The 26,149-nt window shown below is 69.6% G+C and carries 26 protein-coding genes and 1 tRNA gene; 11 read left to right on the top strand and 16 right to left on the bottom strand.

What is annotated here, in order from left to right; genetic code table 11:
• Nucleotides 1-10: 10 nt before the first annotated feature.
• Both ABT254_RS37670 and ABT254_RS37665 read left to right on the top strand, forming a co-directional pair.
• Nucleotides 11-991 carry a zinc-binding dehydrogenase gene (locus ABT254_RS37670; protein WP_351480718.1) on the top strand — a complete coding sequence of 327 codons (981 nt, stop codon included), beginning with the start codon at nucleotides 11-13 and terminating at the stop codon, nucleotides 989-991.
• Between the two features lie 56 nt (nucleotides 992-1,047).
• Nucleotides 1,048-2,550: an MFS transporter gene (locus ABT254_RS37665; protein ID WP_351480715.1), complete on the top strand. Its 1,503-nt coding sequence runs from the start codon at nucleotides 1,048-1,050 to the stop codon at nucleotides 2,548-2,550.
• A gap of 78 nt (nucleotides 2,551-2,628) precedes the next feature.
• On the opposite strand, the gene ABT254_RS37660 is transcribed toward ABT254_RS37665, so the two are convergent.
• The 3 genes from ABT254_RS37660 to ABT254_RS37650 form a co-directional block, all read right to left on the bottom strand.
• Complete coding sequence (locus tag ABT254_RS37660) at nucleotides 2,629-5,265, bottom strand: ligand-binding sensor domain-containing protein (protein ID WP_351480713.1); 2,637 nt, start codon at nucleotides 5,263-5,265, stop codon at nucleotides 2,629-2,631.
• Between the two features lie 112 nt (nucleotides 5,266-5,377).
• On the bottom strand, nucleotides 5,378-6,784 hold the full coding sequence (locus ABT254_RS37655; protein WP_351480711.1) for an NAD(P)/FAD-dependent oxidoreductase: 1,407 nt from the start codon (nucleotides 6,782-6,784) through the stop codon (nucleotides 5,378-5,380).
• A 10-nt stretch (nucleotides 6,785-6,794) separates the two neighbouring features.
• Complete coding sequence (locus tag ABT254_RS37650) at nucleotides 6,795-7,466, bottom strand: rhomboid-like protein (protein WP_351480709.1); 672 nt, start codon at nucleotides 7,464-7,466, stop codon at nucleotides 6,795-6,797.
• Between ABT254_RS37650 and ABT254_RS37645 the strand changes: the two genes are divergently transcribed.
• Nucleotides 7,465-8,385 (top strand): aminoglycoside phosphotransferase family protein, encoded by a 921-nt coding sequence (locus ABT254_RS37645; RefSeq protein WP_502972119.1) that lies wholly within the window; start codon nucleotides 7,465-7,467, stop codon nucleotides 8,383-8,385. The genes ABT254_RS37650 and ABT254_RS37645 overlap by 2 nt on opposite strands.
• Before the next feature lie 60 nt (nucleotides 8,386-8,445).
• The gene (locus ABT254_RS37640; RefSeq protein WP_351480704.1) at nucleotides 8,446-8,928 is read left to right on the top strand and encodes a GNAT family N-acetyltransferase; all 483 of its coding nucleotides are present in this window, start codon (nucleotides 8,446-8,448) and stop codon (nucleotides 8,926-8,928) included.
• A gap of 67 nt (nucleotides 8,929-8,995) precedes the next feature.
• Here ABT254_RS37640 and ABT254_RS37635 read toward each other — a convergent pair whose 3' ends face one another.
• On the bottom strand, nucleotides 8,996-9,274 hold the full coding sequence (locus ABT254_RS37635; RefSeq protein WP_351480701.1) for a hypothetical protein: 279 nt from the start codon (nucleotides 9,272-9,274) through the stop codon (nucleotides 8,996-8,998).
• 74 nt (nucleotides 9,275-9,348) lie between these two features.
• Nucleotides 9,349-10,095, bottom strand: coding sequence for a hypothetical protein (locus tag ABT254_RS37630; RefSeq protein ID WP_351480698.1), 747 nt, complete (start codon nucleotides 10,093-10,095; stop codon nucleotides 9,349-9,351).
• A 417-nt stretch (nucleotides 10,096-10,512) separates the two neighbouring features.
• Between ABT254_RS37630 and ABT254_RS37625 the strand changes: the two genes are divergently transcribed.
• From ABT254_RS37625 to ABT254_RS37615, 3 genes are all read left to right on the top strand, one after another.
• A complete protein-coding gene (locus ABT254_RS37625) occupies nucleotides 10,513-10,977 on the top strand; it encodes a hypothetical protein (RefSeq protein WP_351480695.1) in 465 nt (154 codons plus the stop codon).
• Between the two features lie 168 nt (nucleotides 10,978-11,145).
• Nucleotides 11,146-11,439: a hypothetical protein gene (locus tag ABT254_RS37620; RefSeq protein ID WP_030941334.1), complete on the top strand. Its 294-nt coding sequence runs from the start codon at nucleotides 11,146-11,148 to the stop codon at nucleotides 11,437-11,439.
• A gap of 245 nt (nucleotides 11,440-11,684) precedes the next feature.
• Nucleotides 11,685-11,990, top strand: a complete 306-nt coding sequence (locus ABT254_RS37615; RefSeq protein WP_351480693.1) for a hypothetical protein — start codon at nucleotides 11,685-11,687, stop codon at nucleotides 11,988-11,990.
• A gap of 125 nt (nucleotides 11,991-12,115) precedes the next feature.
• Here ABT254_RS37615 and ABT254_RS37610 read toward each other — a convergent pair whose 3' ends face one another.
• The 4 genes from ABT254_RS37610 to ABT254_RS37595 form a co-directional block, all read right to left on the bottom strand.
• Nucleotides 12,116-12,523: a hypothetical protein gene (locus tag ABT254_RS37610; protein WP_351480690.1), complete on the bottom strand. Its 408-nt coding sequence runs from the start codon at nucleotides 12,521-12,523 to the stop codon at nucleotides 12,116-12,118.
• Nucleotides 12,524-12,646: 123 nt separating this feature from the next.
• Entirely contained in the window at nucleotides 12,647-13,072 is a 426-nt protein-coding gene (locus tag ABT254_RS37605) for a hypothetical protein (protein WP_351480687.1), read from the bottom strand.
• A gap of 394 nt (nucleotides 13,073-13,466) precedes the next feature.
• Complete coding sequence (locus ABT254_RS37600; RefSeq protein ID WP_115907391.1) at nucleotides 13,467-13,820, bottom strand: hypothetical protein; 354 nt, start codon at nucleotides 13,818-13,820, stop codon at nucleotides 13,467-13,469.
• Between the two features lie 216 nt (nucleotides 13,821-14,036).
• Nucleotides 14,037-14,300 carry a hypothetical protein gene (locus ABT254_RS37595; protein ID WP_351480684.1) on the bottom strand — a complete coding sequence of 88 codons (264 nt, stop codon included), beginning with the start codon at nucleotides 14,298-14,300 and terminating at the stop codon, nucleotides 14,037-14,039.
• 422 nt (nucleotides 14,301-14,722) lie between these two features.
• On the opposite strand from ABT254_RS37595, the gene ABT254_RS37590 reads away from it, so the two are divergent.
• On the top strand, nucleotides 14,723-16,147 hold the full coding sequence (locus tag ABT254_RS37590) for a condensation domain-containing protein (protein WP_351480681.1): 1,425 nt from the start codon (nucleotides 14,723-14,725) through the stop codon (nucleotides 16,145-16,147).
• Nucleotides 16,148-16,191: 44 nt separating this feature from the next.
• Here the strand turns inward: ABT254_RS37590 and ABT254_RS37585 are convergent.
• A tRNA-Thr gene (locus ABT254_RS37585) sits at nucleotides 16,192-16,265 on the bottom strand.
• A gap of 212 nt (nucleotides 16,266-16,477) precedes the next feature.
• Between ABT254_RS37585 and ABT254_RS37580 the strand changes: the two genes are divergently transcribed.
• The 3 genes from ABT254_RS37580 (at nucleotide 16,478) to ABT254_RS37570 (ending at nucleotide 19,154) form a co-directional block, all read left to right on the top strand.
• Nucleotides 16,478-17,614: an ABC transporter ATP-binding protein gene (locus ABT254_RS37580; RefSeq protein WP_351480679.1), complete on the top strand. Its 1,137-nt coding sequence runs from the start codon at nucleotides 16,478-16,480 to the stop codon at nucleotides 17,612-17,614.
• A gap of 236 nt (nucleotides 17,615-17,850) precedes the next feature.
• Entirely contained in the window at nucleotides 17,851-18,306 is a 456-nt protein-coding gene (locus ABT254_RS37575; RefSeq protein WP_351480676.1) for a hypothetical protein, read from the top strand.
• Between the two features lie 116 nt (nucleotides 18,307-18,422).
• Entirely contained in the window at nucleotides 18,423-19,154 is a 732-nt protein-coding gene (locus ABT254_RS37570) for a nucleotidyltransferase family protein (protein WP_351480674.1), read from the top strand.
• Nucleotides 19,155-19,263: 109 nt separating this feature from the next.
• Here ABT254_RS37570 and ABT254_RS37565 read toward each other — a convergent pair whose 3' ends face one another.
• The 6 genes from ABT254_RS37565 to ABT254_RS37540 all read right to left on the bottom strand — a co-directional run bounded on the left by ABT254_RS37565 (nucleotide 19,264) and on the right by ABT254_RS37540 (nucleotide 25,625).
• Nucleotides 19,264-20,937 (bottom strand): DoxX family protein, encoded by a 1,674-nt coding sequence (locus ABT254_RS37565; RefSeq protein WP_351480672.1) that lies wholly within the window; start codon nucleotides 20,935-20,937, stop codon nucleotides 19,264-19,266.
• Nucleotides 20,938-21,100: 163 nt separating this feature from the next.
• Nucleotides 21,101-22,042, bottom strand: a complete 942-nt coding sequence (gene rlmB / locus ABT254_RS37560; protein WP_351480669.1) for a 23S rRNA (guanosine(2251)-2'-O)-methyltransferase RlmB — start codon at nucleotides 22,040-22,042, stop codon at nucleotides 21,101-21,103.
• Nucleotides 22,043-22,149: 107 nt separating this feature from the next.
• Nucleotides 22,150-23,547, bottom strand: a complete 1,398-nt coding sequence (cysS, locus tag ABT254_RS37555; protein WP_351480666.1) for a cysteine--tRNA ligase — start codon at nucleotides 23,545-23,547, stop codon at nucleotides 22,150-22,152.
• A gap of 70 nt (nucleotides 23,548-23,617) precedes the next feature.
• Nucleotides 23,618-24,124: a 2-C-methyl-D-erythritol 2,4-cyclodiphosphate synthase gene (ispF, locus tag ABT254_RS37550; protein WP_351480663.1), complete on the bottom strand. Its 507-nt coding sequence runs from the start codon at nucleotides 24,122-24,124 to the stop codon at nucleotides 23,618-23,620.
• Nucleotides 24,114-24,866, bottom strand: a complete 753-nt coding sequence (gene ispD / locus ABT254_RS37545) for a 2-C-methyl-D-erythritol 4-phosphate cytidylyltransferase (protein ID WP_351480660.1) — start codon at nucleotides 24,864-24,866, stop codon at nucleotides 24,114-24,116. The genes ispF and ispD overlap by 11 nt, the downstream gene beginning before the upstream one ends.
• Before the next feature lie 276 nt (nucleotides 24,867-25,142).
• Complete coding sequence (locus tag ABT254_RS37540; RefSeq protein WP_003953493.1) at nucleotides 25,143-25,625, bottom strand: CarD family transcriptional regulator; 483 nt, start codon at nucleotides 25,623-25,625, stop codon at nucleotides 25,143-25,145.
• Between the last annotated feature and the right edge of the window lie 524 nt (nucleotides 25,626-26,149).

Here is a 26,149-nt window from a genome sequence, read left to right as displayed (position 1 = left end):
GGATTGCACCATGCACGCCATCCGGCTCCATGCCTTCGGTCCGGCCGAGAACCTCAGCTACGAGGAGGTGGCGGACCCGCTGCCGGGTCCGGGCCAGGTCCGTATCGCCGTGGCCGCGGCGGGAGTGCACCTGCTCGACACCGCCCTCCGGGAGGGCGAGCAGGGGCCGCTGCCCGAGCCGATCCGGCTGCCCACCGTCCCGGGCCGCGAGGTGGCCGGTGTCGTCGAGTCGCTGGGCGAGGGCGTGGCCGGGCTGTGGCTCGGCAGGCGTGTGGTCGCCCACCTCGGATTCGCCCCGGGGGGCTACGCCGAGCTGGCCGTCACCGACGTCGACCGCGTGCACGAGATCCCCGCGAACCTGGACTTCGCCGCGGCCGTCGCCATGATCGGAACAGGGCGTACGGCGATGGGGATCGTGCAGTTCGCCGAGTTCGGCCCGGACGCCGTGGCCGTGATCCCGGCCGCCGCGGGCGGCCTCGGCACCCTGCTCGTGCAGTACGCGAAGAACGCCGGCGCCACCGTCGTAGGCCTCGCGGGCGGCCCGGAGAAGACGGCACGCGTGGCGGCGGGCGGCGCCGACCTCGCCGTCGACTACAAGCAACCGGGATGGCCGGACAAGGTCCGCGCCCATCTCGGCGGACGCGCCGCCACCGTCGTCCTCGACGGCGTGGGCGGCGAGGTCGCCCGCCACTGCACCCAGCTGCTCGGCCCCGGCGGAAGACACCTCGTCTTCGGCTGGTCGGCCGCGGGCGTCCGCGGCGGCGGGCCCCACCTCGTGGACGGCGTCTCCGAACAGGTCCTCGGCCCCGTGATGATGCGGAAGGCCGGCGGCCCCAACCCCGTACAGACCCTGGAACTGCGCGCTCTCGCCGAAGCAGCCGCGGGCAGGCTGACCCCCGCCGTGCAGCGCTTCCCGCTCGCCGAGGCGGCGGCCGCGCACCGTGCGCTCGAAACGCGCAAAACGACCGGAAAGGTGGTACTGGAGCCATGACCAGGAAGAGCGCATCCGAAGGTGCGATACGGCCCGATTCATGGTCTTCTGACCAGATGAGCGTCACCCGATCAGGCGAAGCCACCCCTCCCGTGGACGCCGACCCCCGCCGCTGGTGGGGCCTGGTGATCATCGCGCTCGCACAGCTCATGGTCGTCCTCGACGCGACCATCGTGAACATCGCGCTCCCGTCCGCACAGCGCGACCTGGGCATGTCCGACGGCAACCGCCAGTGGGTGATCACCGCCTACACCCTGGCCTTCGGCGGACTGCTGCTGCTCGGCGGCCGCATCGCGGACCTGGTGGGCCGCAAGCGGACGTTCGTCTTCGGGCTGATCGGCTTCGCCGCCGCCTCCGCGCTCGGCGGCGCCGCCACCAGTTCCGGCATGCTCTTCGGCGCCCGCGCGCTCCAGGGAGCCTTCGCCGCCGTCCTCGCGCCCTCCGCGCTGTCCCTGCTCACCACGACGTTCACCGATCCCAAGGAACGCGGAAAGGCCTTCGGCATCTACGGCGCCCTGGCCGGCAGCGGATCGGCGATCGGCTTCATCGTCGGCGGTCTGCTCACCGAGTACCTGGACTGGCGCTGGTGCCTGTACGTCAACGTGCCCATCGCGATCATCGCCGTCTTCGGCGCCTTCGCGCTGCTGCACGACCGTCCCGGCCGCCAGGACGCCCGCCTCGACGTGCCGGGTGCGGTGCTGGGCTGCGGCGGACTGGTCGCGATCGTCTACGGCTTCAGCGAGGCCGAGCCGAGGGGCTGGACCGACCCCCTGGTGCTGGCGCTGTTCGCGGGCGGCGTCGCACTCCTCGTGGCCTTCGTGTGGTGGCAGAACCGGGCCCCGATGCCCCTGCTCCCGCTGCACATCGTCAAGGACCGCAACCGTGCGGGCTGCTTCCTGACCATGATGCTCGCCGTCATCGGCATGTTCGGGCTGTTCCTGTTCATGACCTACTACCTGCAGGTGGTGCTCGGCTACTCGCCGGTGAAGACCGGTCTGGCCTATCTGCCGCTGACCGCCGCGATCATCACCGGCTCCACGCAGATCTCCGCCCGGCTGCTGCAACGCGTGGCGCCGCGCATGCTGATGGTCCCCGGCATGGTCCTCGCGTCCGGCGGCATGATGCTCCTGACCCGGATGACCACGCACTCGTCGTACGCGACCGAGATCCTGCCCGGTCTGATCCTGATGGGCCTCGGCATGGGCCTGACCTTCATGCCGGTCTTCGCCACCGCGACCGCGGGCGTCGCCCCGCACGACTCCGGTGTGACCTCGGCGACCGTCAACACCTCGCAGCAGGTGGGCGGTTCGATCGGTACGGCCCTGCTGAACACGATCGCCACCACCAGCAGCACGGCGTACATCGCCGCCCACCTGCACAACCCCGCGCAGAAGGCCCTGATCGCCAAGGAGGGCGTCGTGCACGGCTACACGGTCGCCATCTGGTGGGCCGCCGGGATCATGCTGCTGGCCGGCCTGGTCGCGGGCCTGATGGTCACGGTGAAGGCCCCGAAGCACGGGGCACCCGCCGAGCAGCCGGTGCCGGAGCCGGCCGTATAGGGGGCACAAGGACGGGGAGGGGCCGCACGGACCGCGGGCCCCTCCCCTCTCCCCCCTTCAGGGCGGTCGCTCAGCCGCTCACCGCAATCGCCGTACGTCGATCGCCCAGATCCCGCGCCCGTGCGTGGCCGCGTACAGCCGCCCGTCCGGGCCGGTCCGCAGCTGGAGCACCGCGGTGGTGGGCAGGTTGTCGCCGGCCACCTTCCAGCCCTTCGAGCCCGGTGTCCTCACCAGCACCCCGAGATCCGTGCCCAGCGCGATCGTGCCGCCCTTCAGCAGGGCCACCGAGTTGGCCGGTACGTCGGGCAGGTTCCCGGAGACGTCCTTCCAGGTGACCCCGCCGTCCCGGGTCTCGAAGAGGTGCCCGACACCCGCGCCCGGACCCTCCGTCCACTTCCGTGAGAAGCCGTTGACGGCGAGCAGGACGTGGTCGGAGTTCGCAGGGTCGATCGCCAGACCCGAGAGATAGCGGTTCGGGACGGTCCCGTCGACCGGCAGACTCAGCTGGTGCCAGCCGGTGCCGTCGGCGTTGCCGACCGCGATGCCGCGCGTGAAGCCCTGGTTGTTGCAGGGCCCGCACCAGGCGGCGTACACCTTGCCGCCGGAGGAGGCCACCGCCGTGGCCGTGTGCCCCGCGCCCAGGTCGAACGCGCCGAGCCACTCGCTGCCGCTGCGGATCGCGTACCCCTTGGTGTTGATCCACACATGCCGGCCGCCCGCGACCCAGACGTTCGGGTCCTTGATGTCGGCGTTCAGCGGGGCGATGAAGCGTGCCTCGCCGGTCGCGTTGTCGGGCGGGGCGACGGAGTACGTGGTCGCCTTCGACGGGTCGGTGACCCAACCACCGTCATTCACCGCACAGTTGTTGGTGACGGAGACCGCCAGGTAGACGTACTCCTGGGCGATGTTGCACCCGTTCGCCGGGTCGGTGATCGTGTCGCCGCCGTCGCCGCCGAAGTTGGAGCCCATCACGCGGTCGCCGGCCCGCAGCTCGGACTGGCCGTTGTCCTGGAGGCCGCCGGTGATCGCGAGGCCCCGCCCGGCCGGATCGGCTCCCACGCCCACCGAGTAGTACTGCAGGGCGTCCATCGTGCCGTCGTTCAGGGAGGTCCAGTCGGTCGCGTGGCCGGAGGCGTCGGCGCTGCCGTTCAGCGGCCGCCGGAAGGTGCCGCCGTCGTCGCCGACGATCACGTACGGCGCGCCGCCGTTGCTGCCGATCGCCACGGAGTGCTGGTCGGCGTGGACGGTCTGGTGGCAGTCACCGGTCTGCTTGCCCGGGTCGATGGACCAGCAGGGGAAACCGAAGTTCCAGTACGGGCCGGGCACCGACCAGGACTTTCCGCCGTCCTTGGTCTCGAAGACCTCCTCAAGACCGGCGTACACATGGTCCGGGTTCTTCGGGTCGACGGTGAGGAACTGGTCGTACCAGGCCTGGATGCCGGGCTGGTATCCGTCGCCGGTGAGCGCGGAGCCGGAGTCCCGCAGCTGCTTGTAGTCGGCGATCCTCGTCCACGGACCGGTCGGCGAACCGGACTTGGAGACGAAGATGCCCGCAAGGCCGCTGTCCGGGTTCTCCGCGGTCTCCTCGGGCGACTGGTCGATGGCGTAGTACCGCGAGCCGTCCGCGCTGCGCGCGAAGGTCACGTTGCCGACGTCCTCGGCGTTGCTCGGCAGGTCCCCGAGACCGGTCAGCCGCTGCCAGCTGCCGCCGGACCTGGCGTAGAACCCGTTGTAGGTGTCCCCGCCGCGCCAGCCGACGGCCAGCACGACCTTGGCCGGGTCCTTCGGGTCGATCGCGATGTCACTGGTGATGTTCTTGTACGCGGCCGACGGGTCGCTCGCCTTCGGACCACCGGGCAGATAGTCCGGGTTGGGTGCGAACTCCAGCTTCCAGTGGCCCCCCAGCGTCTTCGTGGAGTGGCTCCACACGCCCTCGGTGGTCGCGGCCCACACCTTGCCACCGCCGAACCGCAGGGCGTTGATGGACGTCGACTCCAGCTCGTCGCCGCCGACCCGGTCGTCCGGGCTGAAGCTGCCCTTGCGCGGATCGGCGAGGACGTACACGCCGGTCCCCAGGAAGGAGGTCGCGCTGGTGTTGGCCTCACCCGTGGCGTACCAGAGCCGCCCCAGGCCGTCGAGCTGCAGATCGCCCGTCGACAGCGCGGGCAGCCCGTCGGAGATGTTCGTCCAGTGACCGCCACCGGTACGCGAGCGGAAGACCCCGCCGTTGGCGGAACCGGCGTACACATACCCGTGCCGGTCGGCCGCGAGCCCGGTTACCCGGCCGGTCACCTTCCCGGCCCCGCCGCTGGAGTTGGAGTTGATGTCCCGGTACCGCGGGTCGTCGGCGTCGTAGGGAAGCCGCGTGAGATCGCTCCAGCTCCCCTTGGTGTGCGGCAGATCCACCAGAGCGTCGTACGCCGCCCCGTACGCCCCCGGTGCCACGATCCCCGGCGAGGTGCGCGCCTCGGCGTACTGGTCCGCCTGTTCGGCCTCCTCCTGTGCCTCTCCCCCGTCATCGTCGTCCCCCGCCTGCGCGAAAGCCGACAGGCCCTTCTGCTGCTGATGCAGAAGGGCCTGTCTGTGAAGTTCCCGCAGTCCGAAGGGGGCGCTGCCACCATTCGACGCCTGCGCCTGAGTGACTGTCAGGCCCAGCGCGGCAGTGGTGGCGAGCACCGCCCATACTCGTCTTCTTCGCCAGCCTTTGGCTGCCATGAAGTGCCCTCCCCTGGGAGCAGTGGCGTACATGACACGAGCTGGCCAACAGCTTTGACGGCAAGGCAGTTCTGAGAGATCCCCTAGAGTGCAATCAGATGGCAAAAAATCGTCAGTGCCGCCCCGCCACCCGGTCCGCGAACTGCGCCAGCTTCGACGACTCGGCGCTGTACGTGGCGCGTTCCCGCCGGTCCGCGGCCCGGTAGGTGGCGTACATCGCCTGCACCCCGAGCCACCGCAACGGCTCCGGCTCCCACTTGCGCACCTTGTGCCCGACCCACGGCAGATCGGTCAGCTCGGTCCGGCCGCCCTGCCCCGAGTCGAACTGCACCAGGTCCCTGAGCGTCCGCGCCGCGAGATTCGTGGTGGCCACCCCCGACCCGACATAGCCGCCCGCCCAGCCGAGCCCCGTCGACCGGTCCAGGGTCACCGTGGCGCACCAGTCCCGCGGCACCCCGAGCACCCCCGACCAGGCATGCTCGATCCCCACCCCCGCCAGCGAGGGGAAGAACCGCACCAGGATCTCCCGCAGCGCCTCGACCGTCTCCGTCTGCGTCCGCCCGTCGTTGTCGGTCCTCGACCCGAAGCGGTACGGCACTCCGCGCCCGCCGAGCGCGATCCGCCCGTCGGCGGTCCGCTGCGCGTACATGTACGCGTGCGCCATGTCCCCGAGCGTCTCCAGCCCGTCCCAGCCCACCGACTCCCACTGCTCGGCGGTGAGCGGCTCGGTCGCGATCATCGAGGAGTTCATGGGCAGCCAGGTGCGCCGCTGCCCCTTCAGGCCGGCGGTGAACCCCTCCGTGCAGCGCAGGACATAGGGCGCCCGGACCGTCCCGTACGGCGTTACCGCGTGCTTCGGCCGGATCTCCGCCACCGGCGTCAGCTCGTGGATCGTCACCCCGAGCGCCTCGACGGCGGCCGCCAGCCCCTTCACCAGCTTCACCGGGTGCAGCCGCGCCCCGTGCGGGGTCCAGGTCGACCCGACCGCGTCCGCGACCCGGATCCGCTCGGCGGTCTCCCCGGCCCCGTACAGCTCACGGTCCTTCTCCCCGTACGACAGCTCCCGCTCGTGAAAGGCCTTGAGCCGCGCCAACTGGGCCGGCGTGGTGGCGACTTCCAGCACCCCGCCCTTGTGGACATCGGCCTCGATGCCTTCCGCTTCCGCCACCCGGACGACCTCGTCCACGGTCTCGTTCATGGCCTTCTGCAGCCGTACGGCGGCCTCGCGCCCGTGCAGCTTCGCGTACCGGTCGCGCCCGGCGATCCCGTTGTACAGCCAGCCGCCGTTGCGCCCGGAGGCCCCGTACCCGCAGAACTTCTGCTCCAGGACGGTGATCCGGAGGAAGGGCACCGCCTTCTTCAGGTAGTACGCGGTCCACAGCCCGGTGTACCCGCCCCCGACGATCACGACGTCGGCGGACGCGTCACCGCCGAGCGGCTCCCGCACCGCCGGGAAACCGTCGTCCGCGTACCAGTACGAGATTCCACCGTTCACGACACTGCTCACCGAGCTGCTCATGGCCGGAAAGCTAACCCCTCAGGGCGGAAACTGTCTCCCTCGGATCCCAGGCCTTCCCCCGCCCCCTGACCAGCGGATAACACGCCAACCCGATCAGTACCGACACAAAATGCCCGAAGTCGGTGAAGGTCGGCGAGTCCGCGAGCGGAGCCCCGTACACGAAGAACACACCCGCCAGATACAGATACCGCCACGGCGCCGCGATCCGGTACGCCAGCACCCCCACCACCCCGGCCAGCGCATAACTCACCCCGATGTCCAGCGTGTTGACGGCCGAGTGCGCCACCATCCCGTCCCGCACCGCCTTCAGCAACGCGCCCTCGCTGATCAGCGTCGCCAGCACATGCGCGGCCACGCACACCATCAGCCACCGCAGCGTCCCCAGCCACCGCTCGGCCTGCGCATGGAAGACGGTGTACTGGAACGCGGTGTAGAGGAAGGCATACGGAAACCAGTCACCACCGTCGATCCACATGGCACTCTGCACGAGCACCCGCCCCGGGTCGTTCGACAGCTCATGGATGTTCGTGGACCGCTGCCGCAGGAACTCTTGCTCGAACTGCGGAGACATGTGGTGCAGGGCGACGGTCGTGACGAACAGGATCGCCAGCCAGACATACGTGCCGGGCGCGCTGCAGACGTAGGCCCACACGCGCTGCCCGATCCCCCGGTCGATTCGCATGAGGCGATTCACGCACGTAAGTATCGTCGCAAGGGTGATCGACATTCCGGCTGAGCTGATCGCCCGGCACGAGGAATACGGCGGGGAGGCGGGACGCGCCTTCATCGCGGGGCTTCCGGAACGGGCCGAGCGGTTCCTGGACCTCTGGCGGCTGCGACTGGACGGTCCCTCGATGCACGGCCGGTGCGCGCTGGTCCTGCCGGTGCTGCGGGCCGACGGTTCATCAGCCGCGCTCAAGCTCCAGGACCTCGACGACGAGACCGCCGGAGAGCCGGTCGCCCTGCGGGCCTGGAACGGTGAGGGGGCCGTCCGGCTCCTGGAGTCCAACGCCGAAACGGGCACCCTGCTGCTCGAACGGCTCGATCCGACACAGCGGTTGGCCGACCTGCCGGACTCACGCGAGGCGACACTGGTCGTCGCCCGTCTGCTGGCCCGGCTGACCTCGGCTCCCGCCCCGACCGGGCTGCGGCACCTCGGCGACATCACGACCGTACTGCTGGAACGGACCTCGGCGGCCCTGCCCCGTCTCCCCCGGGCGGACGTGCGGCGACTGCTCGAGGACTGCGCGGCTGCGGTGCGCGAGGTCGCCGACGACCCCGGCGACCGGCTCCTCCACTGGGACCTGCATGTCGAGAACGTGCTCGGCTCCGACCGCGCCCCATGGCTCGCCATCGACCCCAAGCCACTCGCGGGCGACCCGGGCTTCGACCTCTTCCCCACGCTGTGGAACCGCTTCGACGCGGAGGAGGTGCGGTGGCGCTTCGACGCCATGACGGACGCCCTCGGACTGGACCGGGACCGGGCACGCGCCTGGACCCTGGGCCGGGTGCTCCAGAACTCGGTCTGGCAGATCGAGGAGGGCCGCCCGCCCCTACCGGCCCACCTGGAAATCGCCCGGCGTCTGACCAGCGCCCCTTGAGCGGCCCGGGACTGTGCCGACCTGAGGCCCCGGCGCCCCGGCGGGGCGTAATCTCACGGAGTGATCCGCACAGCAACCCCCGCCGACATCCCCCTCATCCACAGCCTGATCCTCGAACTGGCCACCTACGAGAAGGCCCCGCACGAGGCGAGGGCCACCGAGGCCCAACTCCACGAGGCCCTCTTCGGCGACCGCCCCGCCGCCTACGCCCACATCGCTGCCGACGACACCACCGGCGCACCCGTGGGCTTCGCCCTGTGGTTCCTCAACTTCTCCACCTGGCGCGGCGTCCACGGCATCTACCTGGAGGACCTCTACGTCCGCCCCACCGCACGAGGCGCCGGCCACGGCAAAGCCCTCCTGACCGAACTGGCCCGCATCTGCACGGAACGCGGCTACGAGCGCCTCGAATGGTCCGTCCTGAACTGGAACACCCCGGCCATCGCCTTCTACGAGTCCCTCGGTGCCCGCCCGCAGGACGAGTGGACGGTGTACCGGCTGACGGACGACGCGCTCAGGAAGCTGGCCGACCGCAGCAGCTGACGCCGGGAAGTGCAAAAGCCCAGGCCGGATTGCTCCTGACCTGGGCGAGAAGCGGTAGCGCGGCTGCTCAGAGGGCCTTGCTGTTGCAGCCCATGTCCGAACCGAGGTGGGCGGGCTGGGCACCCGGGTCGCCTTCGCCGTTGAGCGCGCCGCCCAGCAGACCGTTGAGGGCACCAAGGTTGCCGATGACGTCGACGTTCATGTCGTGCGAGCGGCACTCGATGTCCTGCATGACGTCGATGTCGTGCCCCGGCTCGCCGTGTGCGAAGGCCGGGCCGACCCCGAAGGCGCCGATGCTGCCGAGGACAGCGGCGCCCACGATGGCGACCTTCTGAAGCTTGCGCATTTCTTCTCCATTGATCGAGCGGAAGTGATCTGCAGCAGATCGAGTTGGGACGATGGACGACTACCGGGAGGCCATCAGCCGAGTCGGGGCAGACCCAGGTTCCCGACGGGAGGAGCCGCAACCTGTCCGAGACCGAGCCCGGGCACCTGCGGTGCCGCGCTGGCGGGCGAGACCAGCGGGTCGATGAGCGGGTTCACCTGCGGGTTCACCTGCGGGTTCACCTGGGGGGCCACATGCGGCGCGGGCTCCGGGTTGAAGACCTGGGGCATCGCGACCTGCGGGGCGACCTTCGGCATGACCTCGGGCGAGGACTGCGGGGCGACCTGCGGCTGAACCAGCGGCTGCTGCTGAGGAACGGACTGCGCGGCGGGCGCCGGCGCACCGGCCTGCGCACCACCCACCGAAGAGGCGACGGCGGTGGCCTGGCTCGGCTGCGGCGCGGCCTGCGGGGCCGGCGCCTGGGGCACGTACTGCGGCGCCGGCTGGGAGTACGACTGCGGGCCACCGGACTGCGCGGTGCTGTCCGCGGTGGAGGCGGCAACGGCCCGCACGGGAGCGCTCTGCGGGGGTGCCGGGTAGTACTGGGGAGCCGGGGCCGCGTAGTACTGCGGGGGCGGTGCCGGGGCCGGGTAGTACGCGGGCGCCGGGGCCGCGTACTGCGGCGCCGGGTAGTACGCGGGCGCCGGGGCCGGGTAGTAGGGAGCAGCCGGAGCGCCACCCGGGTACCCGGGGTAGGCGTCGGCATGGCTGACGCCGGCGCCAATGGCGGACAGACCGCCGGCCGCTGCTACGACGAGCGCGGCCTTGTGAATCTTTCGCATGGAACCCTCGGCCCTTCAATACCTGTGCAGGGAAATCCGTTGTATTCAGTGCTGTGTTGCGTGCGCTCAGTCTGATGTTCACGCCGGAGCCGACAGCGGATCCCCTTGCCCCTCTCACCGGTTCATGGTCGCTGCCCTCTCCTTGCTGGCAACGACATTTGCTTCCGCTCGGTCACGGGATCGAGAATTCCGTCACCCATTTGGAATTGATCAGATAACCGGCTCACCGGGGGCGAATGGGTGACTGCTCCCCGACTCCCGTGACTGGCTTCGCACTTGCTTCGTTCCCCACGGGGACAGAGCGAAGATCCATCACCCACCGCAGCCGCCCAGGTCAGCAAGAACAGCCACAACTCCACTGGCTCATCTGCTATTTCAGCACGTTCCATGCCAGGTCAATGAAGGGCCGAAGGTTCCATGCGCAAGTTCCAGCACGTCGCGCTCGTCGTAGCAGCGGCAGGCGGTCTGTCCGCCATCGGCGTCGGCCCCAGCGTCGCCGCCTCTCCTGTCGCCTACGGCAACAGCGCCCCGCCCCCGGGCCCCGCCATGGCCGGCGCCTTCACCGCCACCCAGGCCACCGCCCACGCCTCCGGCGGTCCCGTCCAGCGGCAGGCGGCCCCGGCGCAGCCCGCCGAGGTTGCCCCGCAGGTCAATCCGCAGGTCAACCCGCAGTTCAACCCGCACATCGGCTCCCCGGCGGCCCCGACGCAGTCGGGCGGCAACGCCGACCAGTTCAACCTCTTCCGCCCCGCCCAGGAGTGCAGCCCGCAGTCCGTGCTCAACGCGAACCTCCCGGTCGCCGTGCTCGCCGCCGCCGAGACCAAGGGCGTCGCCTGCACCCAGGCCAACAGCCAGGCGAACGCCCTCGCCAAGGCCCACTAGGGGCGGCGGAGACCACCGGGATCGCCGGACGACTTCAGGGAGCTGCCGCAACAAGATCACAGGACACGGCGCGTCGCTAGGTGATTGTCGGTTATTTCCTATTATTCTCCGTAACTGTAAGAAGTCGATCTGTTACGGATCGCACCCACTCACTCCACCGGAGATGACATGCACCAGCTTCGCAAGGCTGCCGTCCTGGTCGCCGCCCTCAGCACCGTCGGACTCCTCGGTGCCGGCACCGCTCAGGCCCACGACGACGGGGGGAAGGGCGGCAAGGGCGGCGACAAGTTCAACGTGCTGCAGAGCTCCAACTGCAAGTCGCACGACCTGAACGTCGACGTCCTCGGCCAGGTCGGCATCCTCAACGGCCTGCTCGGCAACGCGCTCAACGGCGAGGGCAACGCCGGAGGCCAGGACACCCACATCGGCTCGAGCATGGGCTGCAACAACAGCGCCTTCTAGTCGAATGACGGCCGCATAGACGGCCGAGAGCGGGAAGCAGGTCCCGGCACCGAGCTCCAGACTCGGTGCCGGGGCCCCCTTTTTTTGTCACGGCAACGGCATTTCCGGACATCGACCAGGGCAGTGAGGCTCATCCCGAATTCGGCGCGCCGCACAGCCTTTTACGGGTATTTCTTATTAGCCTCCGTAACTGCACGAAGTCGATCCGTCACGGATCGCATCCACTTCACTCCACCGGAGATGTCATGCACAAGCTTCGCAAGGCTGCCGTCCTGGTCGCTGCCCTCAGCAGCGTCGGACTCCTGAGCGCCGGCGCCGCCCACGCCGATCAGGGCGGCTTCGGCTCGGGCGAAGGCGGCCATCGCGGCGGTGGCGTCAACGTTCTGCAGAGCACCACCTGTCGTTCGCACGACGCCAACGTCGACGTCCTCGGTCAGGTCGGCATCCTCAACGGTGTTGCGGGCAACCTGCTGAACGGCGAGGGCAACCCGGGCGCCCAGGACACCCAGCTGGGCTCGAACATGGGCTGCAACAACAGCGTCGGCAAGTAGGTCGGCAAGTCGGAACAGTCCCTGGTGCCCCGGCCGTTCGGCCGGGGCACCAGGGCTTTCACGCGTCCGGAACGCCGAAATGCCGGATCGGGAGCGGCCCCGGTCCGGCACTCGTCGAGCGCGCCTCAGAAATCGAAGTGCGGTGTCGTGACATGGGGCGTCTTGATGTACGGCGTCTTGATGTGCGGCGCCTTGAAGTGGGGCCGCTTGAACCCCTTGGGCGTCGGCGCCTTGTTGGTGCAGTCCACCACCGCCCCGACATGCGTCGACCCGTTGTTGAGCATGCCGTCCTCGGGCAGCACCAGACGCGGCCGCGCCGTCGTCGAGCAGCTCTGCGACTGCTTGACGACAAAGGTGCCGTGCTTGTCCTTGTGGACACTCTCGGTCTTGTGCACGCAGGTGGTTTCCCCTGCGGCGTTGGTCTTGCAGTCGCGCGGGTTCTCATCCGCCTGCGCGTGCACGGCTCCGACGCAGATCACGGCGAGACTTCCGAGAATCCCCGAGACGGTTGCGATTTTCTGCCGACTGAACATGCGCTGTGTTCCTTTGATCGAGATACCGGCACAGCCCGGACGCGCACCCTGATGGGTTTGCCGCGCGTCCGGGCTGCCTTTGCCGTTGAGGGTTTTGTTCAGGTCGTTGCGCCAGGGGCTTCTTTACCTGGAGCCGTACGGGGTGGCGTACTGCGGGGCGTACTGCGGCGCCTGCTGGGGCGCGGCGTACTGGGGCGCGTACTGCGGCGCGGCGATGTACTGGGGGGCGATGTACTGGGGCACGAAGTACTGGGGCGCCGGCTGGGGCGCGGCCATCGGGGCGGCCTGCGGCGCGGCGGGCGGCGCGAAGTTGACGTTCATCGGCGCGAAGTACGGAGCGGCCTGCGGGGCACCGTACGGAGCCGCCTGCGGGGCGTCGTGCGGAGCCCACCCCCCGCCGCCGCCGTAGGCCACGGCGTTGGCCTGCGAGGAAGCCACCGCGGTGGCCCCGCCGCCCCAGCCGTCGGTGGCGCTGCTGACGCCGGCCCCGAGGGCGGAGAGCCCCGCGACCGCTGCAATTACTGCCGCGGCGCGCTGAAACTTGCGCATGATTAGACCCTTTCCTAGCTGGGCGGGAAGCCCTGGCTCGACTACTTAATGTGAGCATATACACACGAAACGTAGTCATTTGGGATCTTGGGCCCTTCTGTGCACCGTGTCGGCTTATGCCAAAGCAGCCTTCCGCCCGCTCGGCCGCGGGCTCGGAGAGGGAAAGGGTTGTTGCGGATGGGCAGTTGCTGATGCGGTTCGGTCACGCACTCGGCGCTCTCCCGTAAAACGACGATTCCCCCGGCCCAAGTCACGGGCAGCGCGCGGCAGTCACCCATCTGCCGCGGACGGAGAAAAGCCGTCATACAGAACAGCACACAAAACGGCACACAAAAAGCGGACGGCCGGTCCGGGTCGCCCCGGTCCGGCCGTCCGTCGCTCGGAAGTGCGGGCCTCAGCCGAGAATGCCACCGGGCAGTTCCGAGGGGGTGTCCCTGTCGTCGACCCCCGTGTCGTTGGGGGAACAGGTCACTGCGGGGCCGATCTTGGTGCTTCCGCTGTTCAGCAGGGGAATGACGGGCAGTTCCATGGGCTTCTGCGGGGTGCAGGTGTTGGCCCGGCGGACGATGAAGTCATCACCGTCGGACGTCTTGCCCGCGAACCGCTGGACGCAGGTGACGTCACCCGACGCGCTCACCGTGCAGGCTCCCGGGCCCGCTGCCGCATACGCCTGAGTGGCTCCGGCACAGGTCACGGCGAGGCCGTACAGAAGCCCCGAGACGGCCGCGATCTTCTTCCTACTGAGCATGTGATCCGTTTCCTTTGTGAGGGGCACCCGGGCGCCGTGCGCCGCGGTCCGGCCCGTTTCGCCTACGAAGTGAAGGGCTGACCTGCTGAAGGAACTTCCAGAGCCATCACGAACGCATGCGGGCCACCGGAGCGGCCTCGCGCTCCGGGCGGCCACACGTGAACGGGCCCCTGCGGGGGGTGACCCCGAGGGGCTCGCGGAAAGCGTCGCGCACGATTACGAGGTGAAGGCGTTGTTGAACTGACCGCAGGTGGTGTCGAAGGTCTCGGAGAGACCGAGTACGCCGATGGGGAGGTCGCCGTCGGCCACCGTCTGCGGACTGCACTCCTGGTACGGGCGGTACTGCTCCGTCACCTTCGGCTTGGTGTCGCGAACGTGGCCGTGGCCGTGGGCGTAGGCGGTGCCGGCGCCGGCACCGATGACGGAGAGACCTCCGGCCGCCACTGCTGCTGCGACCATGGCCTTTTGAAGCTTGCGCATGAAACCCTCGGTCCTTCATTGCCTGGATGTCGAGGCAGATTGCCTACTGTGACTGGACGAACACTAGCAGTAACGACTAGGCATTCCACACCGCCGGATATCCCGTGTCCACTCGACGCGCGGCAACTCCGGCTTACGCAAAGTCCGTTCGAAGAAGCGCGTATTCTCCCCGTACGAGAACGGGAGCCACTCACTCCCGGCCGGGGATGAACTCCGGTTTCTCGAGCGCGACTTGTTCGTATGTTGAAATGCCCGGGCCGGTGAATAGCGGTGTCCCGCCAACCGATTGGCGCACATCCGCCGATCACTCAATCCACTCAAAAGTGGGAACACCCCATGTTCCGGGTATCTCCTTTCGCGGTCGCGGCATTCCCTTGATCGGGTCCGCCCGATTCGGGCTCCAACTGCGACAGGAGACGCCCGTGCGAATCACCGACATCCAGCGCTGCGAAGTCCGGCCCGGACGGCTCGTCGAGTGGGCGCTCAGTCCGGCGACCGTCACAGTGGCGGCGGGCCTTCCGGAGGACCCCCGGCCGCCGGCGTACGTCCAGGAGTCGCACATCAGGACCGCCCGATCGGTGCACGAGGGCGGCCTGTTCGTGCCGACCTGGGTCGGTACGGCATTCGACATCCCGGGCAGGGTCGACCTCGACGCGCTGCAGGACGCCCTGCGCAGCTGGACGCTCCGGCACGAGACGCTGCGCAGCGGATTCCGCTGGGACGGCGACGAGATGCGCCGTTTCACGCTCGACACCGAGGACGTGTTCCTCCAGCGGGAGGACGTCGGCGACTTCCCCGACGCGGCGCGGCTCGTGCAGCACCTCCAGGACCGCTTCGACGCCTCCGCGAGCGCGCTGAGCTGGCCCAACTTCCTCTACGCGGCGGTCCTCAGGGAGGACGGCGCGAGCCTGTACATCGCCTTCGACCACAGCAATGTCGACTCCTACTCCATCCAGCGGATGCCCGCCGAGATCAACGAGCTCTACACGGCGGCCGCCGAGGGACGCCCCGTCGAGGAGTCACCGGTCGGCAGCTACGTCGACTTCTGCGAGATCGAGCGGGCGGACGCGGACCGGATCGACGGCACCCACGCCATCGTCGGGCGCTGGCGGGACTTCATCCGGCGGTGCGACGGGAAGCTGCCCAGCTTCCCCGTCGACCTGGGTCTTGAGCCCGGCGGCGAGCTGCCCACGCAGAAGCTGATGCGCGAGATGCTGGTCGACGCGGACGCCGCCGCGGCGTTCGAGTCGTACTGCCGGCCCTTCGGCGGCAGCCTCGTCGGCGTCCTGGCCGCCACCAGCCTCATCGTCCACGAGATCGGCAAACAGCCCGTCTACCGCGCCGTCGTGCCCTTCCACACCCGGGTGAAGTCCAAGTGGTCCAACTCGGTGGGCTGGTACGTCGGCGGGGCCCCGATCGAGGTCGCCATCGACGAGGCGCCCGACTTCCCCACCGCGCTGACCGCCGTGCGCGCCGAACTCCAGGCCAACAGGTCGCTCGCGCGCATGCCGCTCGCCCGCGTACTGCGGCTGCTCGGCGAGGACTTCCGGCCGACCTCGCCCGACCTGTACTCGATCGTCTCGTTCGTCGACGCACGGGGCATCCCCGGGGCCGAGCGCTGGGACGAGCTGGCGGCCTACGGGCTGGTGCGGGTGTCCTACGGCGACCAGGTGTGCATCTGGCTGAACCGGCTCCACGAGGGCCTGTGGTTCACCTGCCGCTACCCCGACACCGACATCGCGTACAAGAACATGCGGCTGTACGTCGAGCGGCTGCGGGACGTCATCCTCACCGTGGCCGGCGAGCAGCGCGCCAGCGAACTCGCGCCGCACGAGCTCGCCGGTTGAACGCAACACAGAGGGGCGGCCCGGCGGGCCGCCCCTGTTCACGGAGCCCCCTGTCGGATTCGAACCGACGACCTTCGCTTTACAAGAGCGGCGCTCTGACCAGCTGAGCTAAGGAGGCCTGCACGCGGGTACGCGTGCGTGCCCGTGCAGTGTACCCAGGTCCCGGCCCGCCCCTGTCGAATATTTCCGCGAAGTTCACAGCCCCGGGGGTACTGACAGATCGGGCGAACGCCAGGTAGCGTCCTGAGCCAGTCCGCTCTCGTGGACTACACCACCTTCCTACAACGGATCGTCCGGCACGTTCCTGCCGGTAGAAGGGGGCCCATCACCATGGCCACTGTTACGTTCGACAAGGCGACCCGGATCTACCCGGGCACCGAGAAGCCCGCCGTCGACGGTCTGGAGATCGAAGTCGGGGACGGCGAGTTCCTCGTCCTCGTCGGTCCGTCCGGCTGCGGCAAGTCCACCTCGCTCCGCATGCTCGCGGGGCTCGAGGACGTGAACGCCGGCGCCATCCGCATCGGTGACCGCGACGTCACGCACCTGCCGCCCAAGGACCGGGACATCGCCATGGTGTTCCAGAACTACGCGCTGTACCCGCACATGACCGTCGCCGACAACATGGGCTTCGCGCTCAAGATCGCCGGCGTCAACAAGGCGGAGATCCGCAAGAAGGTCGAAGAGGCCGCGAAGATCCTCGACCTCACCGAGTACCTGGACCGCAAGCCGAAGGCCCTCTCCGGTGGTCAGCGCCAGCGCGTCGCGATGGGCCGCGCCATCGTCCGTGAGCCGCAGGTCTTCCTCATGGACGAGCCGCTGTCGAACCTGGACGCCAAGCTCCGTGTGTCCACCCGCACGCAGATCGCTTCGCTCCAGCGCCGTCTCGGCATCACCACCGTCTACGTCACCCACGACCAGGTCGAGGCCATGACGATGGGCGACCGCGTGGCCGTCCTCAAGGACGGTCTGCTCCAGCAGGTCGACTCGCCGCGCAACATGTACGACAAGCCCGCCAACCTCTTCGTCGCCGGCTTCATCGGCTCCCCCGCCATGAACCTGGTCGAGGTGCCGATCACCGACGGCGGCGTGAAGTTCGGCAACAGCGTCGTCCCGGTCAACCGTGACGCCCTGAAGGCCGCCTCCGACAAGGGCGACCGCACGGTCACCGTGGGCGTCCGTCCCGAGCACTTCGACATCGTCGAGGAGGGCGGCGCCGCCGCCTCCGCCCTGTCCAAGGACACCGAGGACAAGCCGGCCGGTCTCGCGGTCTCCGTGAACGTCGTCGAGGAGCTCGGCGCCGACGGCTACGTCTACGGCACCGCCGAGGTCGGCGGCGAGACCAAGGACCTGGTCGTCCGTGTCGAGGGCCGCCGGGTGCCGGAGAAGGGCTCGACGCTGCACGTGGTGCCCCGCCCGGGCGAGACCCACGTCTTCTCGACCTCCACCGGTGAGCGTCTCACCGACTGAGGCCACTCGGCCGATCGGCAACTCCCGAAACACCCATCCCGGGTAATTCACCCAGGTTGACGAAGAAGGGCCCCGCAGACGCCTGCGGGGCCCTTCTCGGCGTCGATATTTACCCCGGCACACCGGTCATTTCGAGCACCGTGCGTCAACCTCACGCCTGATTCGAGGCGGCTCTCCGTCCCTCGAACTGATTACTAAATGTCGCCAAATCATCACCTGGCGCTACTCTCACTCGCGTGAAGCACTCCACTAACCAACAGACGCGACGCGGCCGGGGCCCCGCCCGCCGGATCGGCCGCACGCTCGCCCTTGTCCTGCCCGTCGTCCTGGTGCTTTCCGGGACCCTCGCGGTCACCCGAGTCAACTGGACGGGAAACCCCTCGGACTCGGTCCTCACCGCCTCGGAGGCGTCCGACATCACCTCGGACGCCAGGGCCGCCCACCGCGCCCCACAGGACGTGCTGCGCGACAAGCTCCTGGGCGAGCTCCAGCAGGAGGACCCGGGCACGGTCCTCACGCACCTCCAGCAGGCCGTGAGCGAGCGCCCCTCGCTCGCCAAGCACTGCGTGTCCATCGCCCGGTCCCTGGGCCGTGCCGCGGTCCGCATGTACGGCCCCACACGCGCCCAGTCCTACGCCCGACCGGTCTGCGACACGTCCTTCGCCTCGGGAGTCGCGGCCGCGCTCAGCTGACGGAACCCGTCCCTCCTCCGCCGTGGACATCGCGGAGAGTTCGGAGGAGGGTAACGGCTGATTAAGGAACGGTTGCAGGCTCCGGACGCGGGCGGGACGCACCGTACAGTTCGGTCATGACCCATCCGAGCGCCGCGTCCCGCCCCGTTCAAGCCGTCATCCTGGCCGGTGGCCAGGGTTCCCGGCTGCGTCCCTACACCGACGACCGGCCCAAGCCGATGGTCGAGATCCCCGGCACGGGAACTCCGATCATCGGCCATCAGCTTGCCTGGCTGGCGGAGGAGGGCGTGACCGACGTGGTGGTCAGCTGCGGCCATCTCGCCGAGGTGCTGCAGGACTGGCTGAAGTCCGCAGATCTGCCGGTGAAGGTGACGACGGTCGTCGAGACGGAGCCGCTCGGGCGCGGCGGCGGGCTGAGGTACGCCGCCGCCCATCTCCCGCACCCGGACCGGCCCTGGTACGCCACCAACGGCGACATCTGGACCCGCTTCTCGCTGCGGGACATGGCGGACTTCCACACGGAGCGCGACGCGGTCGCCACGCTGGCCCTGGCCCGCCCGCGCATCCCCTGGGGCGCGGTGAAGACGGACGGCTTCGGGCACATCACGGACTTCATCGAGGCGCCGCCGTCGACGTTCGAGATCAACGCGGGTGTGTACGTCTTCTCCTCCGAGTTCGCCGGCCTGCTCCCGGAGCGGGGGGATCACGAGCGGACGACGTTTCCCCATTTGGCTCGTGAGCGGCGGCTGGCCGGGTTCACCATCCCGCAGGGTTCGTACTGGCGCGCCATTGATACGGCGAAGGATCTGACCGAGGCAGCGAAGGAGCTGGCCGCTCTGGGGCGGTGAGAGCGCGAGCGCTTTGCCCCTTCCGGGCGCTACAGCACCGCATGTTGAAAAGGTCCCGCACGTTTTCGTGCGGGACCTTTTCGTATGGACCCAAGCTGAGTGGCTCTGGCTACCCCAGCAGGCCGCCCACCAGGCCCGGGTCGCCCGAGGAGGTGCCGCCGGAGCCCGTGCCGCCTTCTCCGCCGCCGGAGGTGGGGCCGGAGCTGGTGCTGGGGGCGCCACCGGAGGGTGAGGAGTGCTGGGGCGGGGTCCGGCCCGCGGTGCCCTGGGTCTGGCTGGGGGTGCCGCCGGTCGCGGTGGCGCCCGGTGTGGTGGCCGAGCGGGAAGGCGTGGAACCGGCGGTGGCGCCGTGGGTCGGCGTGTTCGAGGCCGAGGGCGACTGGCTGTGCCGCTTGTGCGGCTCCTGCGGGAGCGGGGATCCCGGCAGTTCGTTGCGCGGGGCCTCGCCGGGACCGGGGACGATCACGCGGTCGGCGTCGCGGACCGCACCGCCGAGCAGCGAGCCGACGAGCAGGGTCAGGCCGGTCACGATCGCCGTGACGAGGGCGCCGCGGCGCAGGACGTAGGCGCGCAGGTCCCAGATGTCGGAGCAGGGCCCCAGGCGCCGCCAGGCGCTGCCGGCGAGGCGGCCGTCGACGGAGTAGACGGGGGCGCCGGCGATGATCAGTGGGGACCAGGCGGCGAGGTAGATGATGTCGGGGGCGTCGTAGGCGGGAACGGTCTTCCAGCTGACGGTGACGATCAGCGCGGCCGACAGCAGTGCGCCGAAGACGGCGGCGACCCGCTGCCAGCAGCCCAGCACCGTGAGCACGCCCACGAGGACCTGCGCGAAGGCGATGACGAGGCCGGAGCCGACGGGGTGCTGCAGGGCGAACTGCCGCAGCGGCTCGGCGACTTCCCAGGGGTGCAGGGTGTTGAGCCACTTGACCATGGAGCCGCGCTTGCCGCCGTCGAAGTAGACGGGGTCGCACAGCTTGCCCATGCCGGCGTAGATGGAGATGAAGCCGAGGAAGATGCGCAGGGGGAGCAGGACGACGCCGAGGTTCATCCGGCGGCCCGGGTAGTAGGCGTGCCGTGCCGGGTCGACGCCCTGACGCCTGGCGGGCCGGTCGGTGTCCTCCTCCTCGAATTCGCCGAACTCGTCGCCGTCGTCGAACTCGTCCGAGTCGTCGAACTCGCCGGTCTCGTCGAAGTCCTCGAACTCCTGGGCGCCGTAGGCGTGTCCCTCGTCGTATGTGCTGCCGGACGAGCGCATGCCGGGGAGGAGGCGGGTACCGACGATGTCGTCGACGGGGCGGGCGCGCTGGGCGCCGACGATCGGGGTCTCTACGGTCTGTTCCAGCTCGTCGTAGGCCTCGTCGTAGCCGCCGACCTCCACGCGCGGGATGACCTGGGTGGCTCCCGCGTCGACGGACGGCTCGTCGCCGTGCCGGACGCTGCCGCCGCGCACGGCCTGGAGCAGCCGGTGCGCACCGGTGTCGTCGGGGGCCGACCTGCCGCTCCAGACGACCGGCCGACGGCGGGCGCCCGCGCCGGCTCGGCCCGCGGCGCTGCCGACGGCGGGCGTGCGGGCGGCGTCCTGGGTGGCGGTCAAGTGCCGTGCGATCCGCGGCGATCGGGTGGTGCGGGCCGAGGCGCCGAGCTGCACACGGAAGCTCGCATGATTGACGATGACCTGCGCCGGATCGCTCGGCACCTTCACCATGCTCAGCGCGGGAGCGTCATCGAATCCCGATGGGCCGTCCCCCGGGGGCGTGCGGGGTGTTCTGGTGTCCACACTCATCTAACCGAGTGACGTGTCGTTAGGACACTGCTTTGACCCGCCGGATGTGTCCGGATCGCGTCAACGTTGTCCGGGACGCCCAGATTGACCCGCACGAGTGATGGCGCGAACGCGTGTCCAGTCGCACCGGCGGGCGGGCTCCGCCCGCCTGCGCCGACTCCCGTCAGACCCGCCGCCGAGCCGCCTCATACAAGACGATCCCCGCAGCCACACCGGCATTCAGCGACTCCGCCCCACCCGGCATCGGAATCCGCACCCGGAAGTCACAGGTTTCGCCGACGAGCCGGGACAGGCCCTTGCCCTCGCTGCCGACCACGATGACGACGGGGCCCTCCAGGGCCTGAAGTTCACCGATCTCGTGCTCGCCGTCGGCGGCGAGGCCGACGACCACGATGCCCTGCTTCTTGTACGCCTCCAGGGCGCGCGTCAGGTTGGTGGCACGGGCGACGGGGGTGCGGGCCGCCGTACCTGCCGACGTCTTCCAGGCACCGGCGGTCATGCCGGCCGCGCGCCGCTCGGGCACGACGACGCCGTGGCCGCCGAAGGCGGAGACGGAGCGGACGACGGCGCCGAGGTTGCGCGGGTCGGTCACGCCGTCCAGGGCGACGATCAGCGGGTCCTCGCCCTCGTCGTAGGCGGCGCTCGCCAGGTCCTCCGGGTGGGCGTACTCGTACGGCGGGACCTGGAGGACCAGGCCCTGGTGGTTGAGCCCGTTCGTCATGCGGTCGAGCTCGGGGCGGGGGGCCTCCATCAGGTTGATCCCGCCGCGCTCGGCGGCGAGCTGGAGGGCCTCGCGGACGCGCTCGTCGTTGTCGATGAACTGCTGGACGTAGAGCGTCGAGGCCGGCACGCCCTCGCGCAGTGCCTCGACGACCGGGTTGCGGCCGACGACCAGTTCGGACGACGACTTGCCGCCGCGGCCGCGCGCCACCGGACGGCGCTGCGTCTGCTTGGCCTTGGCGGTCGCGATGCGGTTCTTCTTGTGCCCCTTGCGCATCTCAGCGGGCGGGGTCGGGCCCTTGCCCTCCAGGCCCTTGCGCCGCTGGCCGCCACTGCCGACCTGCGCGCCCTTCTTGCCGGACATGCGGCGGTTGTTGGCTGCCATGACCTACCTGTCTGCTCTCAAAAGGGTGAAGCGTGCGTTCGTACGTCTATGCAGTGTGCCGCCCGCACGGCCGGGCGGCACAATCGATCTTCTGATCAGCTGCTGGGTCAGCGCGGGCCGAGGCTCCAGCGCGGCCCCTGCGGGCCGTCCTCGATGGCGAGACCCGACTGGTTGAGCTGGTCGCGGATGGCGTCCGCGGTGGCCCAGTCCTTGCGGCCGCGGGCCGCCTCGCGCTGGTCGAGGACCAGGCGTACGAGGCTGTCGACCACGCCGTGCAGGTCCTCGCCGCGGTCGGCCTCACCGGCCCAGTGCGGGTCGAGCGGGTCGAGTCCGAGGACGCCGAGCATGGCGCGCACCTCGGCGAGGCGGGCCACGGCGGCTTCCTTGTCGTCGGCGGCGAGGGCCGAGTTCCCCTGCCGGACCGTGGTGTGCACGATGGCGAGGGCCTGCGGCACGCCCAGGTCGTCGTCCATCGCCTCGGCGAAGGCGGGCGGCACCTCGGCGGACGGCTCGACGGTGCCGGCCTTCTCCACCACCCGCTGCACGAAGCCCTCGATGCGCGCGAACGCCGACTCGGCCTCGCGCAGCGACTCCTCGCTGTACTCGATCATCGAGCGGTAGTGCGGGGTGCCGAGGTAGTAGCGCAGCACGATCGGGCGCCACGTCTTGACCATCTCGGAGACGAGGACGCTGTTGCCCAGCGACTTCGACATCTTGTCGCCCGCCATGGTCACCCAGGCGTTGTGCACCCAGTACTGCGCGAAGTCGTCGCCGTAGGCCTTGGCCTGGGCGATCTCGTTCTCGTGGTGCGGGAAGATCAGGTCGAGGCCGCCGCCGTGGATGTCGAAGGCCGTGCCCAGGTACTTGTGCGCCATCGCCGAGCACTCCAGGTGCCAGCCGGGACGGCCGCGGCCCCAGGGCGTCGCCCAGGTCGGTTCGCCCGGCTTGGCGGACTTCCACATGGCGAAGTCACGCGGGTCGCGCTTGCCGGTCTCGCCGGTGCCCGAGGGCTGCTGGAGGTTGTCGAGTTCCTGCCGGGACAGCTCCAGGTAGCCCGGGAAGGAGCGCACGTCGAAGTAGACGTTGCCGTCGGCCTCGTAGGCGTGTCCGCGCTCGATGAGGCCCTGCATCATCTCGACCATCTCGGTGACATGGCCGGTCGCCCGCGGTTCGTACGTCGGCGGGAGGCAGCCGAGCGCGGTGTAACCGTCGTTGAACGCGCGCTCGTTGTCGTAACCGATCGACCACCAGGGGCGGTTCTGCTCGGCCGCCTTCGCGATGATCTTGTCGTCGATGTCCGTGACGTTCCTGATGAACGTCACGTCATAGCCGCGGTACTCGAACCAGCGGCGCATGATGTCGAAGTTGAGGCCCGAGCGGATGTGCCCGATGTGCGGGGCCGCCTGCACGGTGGCACCACAGAGGTAGATCGAGACACAGCCCGCTGTGAGCGGGACGAAGTCACGGATCTGCCGGGCGTTGGTGTCGTACAGGCGAATGGTCACCACTCCAGGGTAGTGGGCGCGGGGCAGTGCCTTGCGACCCTTCCGCTCAAGGGGGACGGTTTCGTGACGTTCACCCCCGGTCGGCCCGCACCACCAGTGCCGTGGCGATCGCCATCAGGCCCTCTTCACGGCCCGGGAACCCGAGCCCGTCCGTGGTGGCGCCCGACACCGACACCGGTGCTCCCGCCGCCTCGGAGAGCAGTTTCTGCGCCTCGTCGCGGCGCTTGCCGATCTTCGGACGGGGGCCCACGACCTGTACGGCGATGTTGCCGATGCGGAAGCCCGCCTCGCGGACGATGCGGGCGGCCTCCGTGAGGAGGGTGACGCCGGAGGCTCCGGACCACTCGGGGCGGCCCGTGCCGAAGTGCTGTCCGAGGTCACCCAGGCCGGCGGCGGAGAAGAGCGCGTTGCACGCGGCGTGCGCGACGACGTCCGCGTCGGAGTGGCCGGCAAGGCCGGGGCCCTCGCCCTCCCACTTCAGGCCCGCGCACCACAGCTCGCGGCCCTCCTCGAAGGCGTGGATGTCGGTGCCGATGCCGACTTGGGGCAGCGGGCCGCCGAAGGAGTCAGAAGCCATCGTTCAGCCTCCTGCGGGCCAGGACCGCCTCGGCCAGGACCAGGTCCAGCGGGCGCGTGACCTTGAAGGCCTCCTCGTGGCCGGGCACGACGACGACTTCAAGCCCCAGCTGCTCGATCATGCCGGCGTCGTCGGTGACGTCGTCGGTCACGGTCTCGTGGGCGCGGACGAGCGTGGCCCGTTCGAACCCCTGCGGGGTCTGCACGGCGCGGAGGCGGGAGCGCTCCGGGGTGGCCACCACCCGCTCCGGCTCGCCCGGGGCCGCCGCCGGTTCGACCTCCTTGACGGTGTCGGCGAGGGGCAGCGCGGGCACGACGGCCGGCGCACCCTCCCGTACGGCCTCGATCACGGCGTCCACCGTGTCCACCGGAACCAGAGGGCGTGCCGCGTCGTGCACCAGCACGATGTCGTAGCCGGGCGGCAGCGCGTCGAGGCCGAGTTTCACGGACTCCTGGCGTGAGTCGCCGCCCGGGACGACGAGGAAGTCGGTCCGCTCGGGCAGCGCATGGGCATCGAGAAGCGACTTGACCTCGGGCGCGCCGTCGGGCGGCGCCACGACGACGACCAGGGAGACCGCACGGGACGCGGCCATGGCACGCACGGCATGAATGAGCATGGGGGTGCCGCCCAGCGCGCGGAGTGCCTTGGGGGCGCCCGGACCGAGGCGTACGCCCCGTCCGGCGGCCGGAATCACCGCGGCCGTACGGGTTCCGGCGGGCGAAGGGCGCGAATCGTCAGACATCGGTTCCTGTCAGGTTTGTGTGCTGGCCTTGCGTGGGTATGGCCTGGGAAGTGCCGGGCGCGACGCCTTGACCGGACCCTTCCGTGACACCGGTCGAGCCAGCTGCCCGGGCCCGGCACGCCAAGTATCGCGGGGGAACCTCCCCGGCAGGGACGACGTACGCAAGGCGCCTGGATATGAACATGCCGCAGCGCCCGGCGACAGGAAATACGTCATCGGGCACCGCGGCATTTCAATGTACTGAGTGCTGAAGCGGGCTTGCGCCTGCTGTCAGGTTCAGGACGCGAGAACCTCGTCGAGCAGGGCCTCGGCCTTGTCCTCGTTCGTGTTCTCCGCGAGGGCGAGCTCGCTCACCAGGATCTGGCGGGCCTTGGCGAGCATCCGCTTCTCACCCGCGGACAGTCCGCGCTCGCGCTCACGACGCCACAGGTCACGCACCACTTCCGCGACCTTGATGACATCGCCGGAGGCGAGCTTCTCCAGGTTTGCCTTGTATCGACGCGACCAGTTCGTGGGCTCCTCGGCATACGGCGCGCGCAGCACCTCGAAGACCCGGTCCAGCCCGTCCTGACCGACCACATCACGTACGCCGACGAACTCCGCATTGTCCGCTGGCACACGCACCGTCAGGTCACCCTGGGCGACCTTCAGCACCAAGTAGGTCTTGTCCACGCCTTTGATCTGGCGAGTTTCGATGGCCTCGATCAGCGCGGCCCCGTGATGGGGATAGACCACGGTGTCGCCAACCTTGAACGTCATGTGACAGGTACCCCTTCCGTGGCTATCCAGGGTAACACGGAAACCGCGGGTTCTGAATGGCGTTTTCGCAGGTCAGGGCATATCTCGGGGCTTGACAACAGCAACAGGAACGTGCTGCGCGGCCTCGGCGGAAGCAGGTATTCGCAGGTCGGAGCGGCTCTCCGGGGGAGGTGAAACGCGTACGTTACACACATCCGGAGGCCCTTCCAAGAGGAGTAACGTCCGCATATGTCCGGTTCCAAGTGTGCGACTTCCGCTACTCCGTTCGGTGCCAGGAGACGCTTCCGCGTCGATTCCGGAATTGATCACGGACACCCGACTACGTGGCCTGTTGTTCAGTGGCTTGTTCCGTGGCTTGTTCCGTGTCGTGATCAATTCCGGGGCGGCAGCGCATTCCTTCACGGAAATTTTGCGCCCCGAAGGACGGGGTATGCCGGAGGGACTTATGTGAATGCCGGACGGGCGTGGGCTACCCCCTGTGGACTACTCCCTGGTGAGCCACGCCGGGCCAGAGGGAGGGTCGG

Source organism: Streptomyces sp. NPDC001137 (genome assembly GCF_040298885.1).
Lineage (GTDB): Bacteria > Actinomycetota > Actinomycetes > Streptomycetales > Streptomycetaceae > Streptomyces.
Note: the sequence above shows the minus strand (reverse complement) of the source record. Positions and strands in the feature narration are given on the sequence as shown.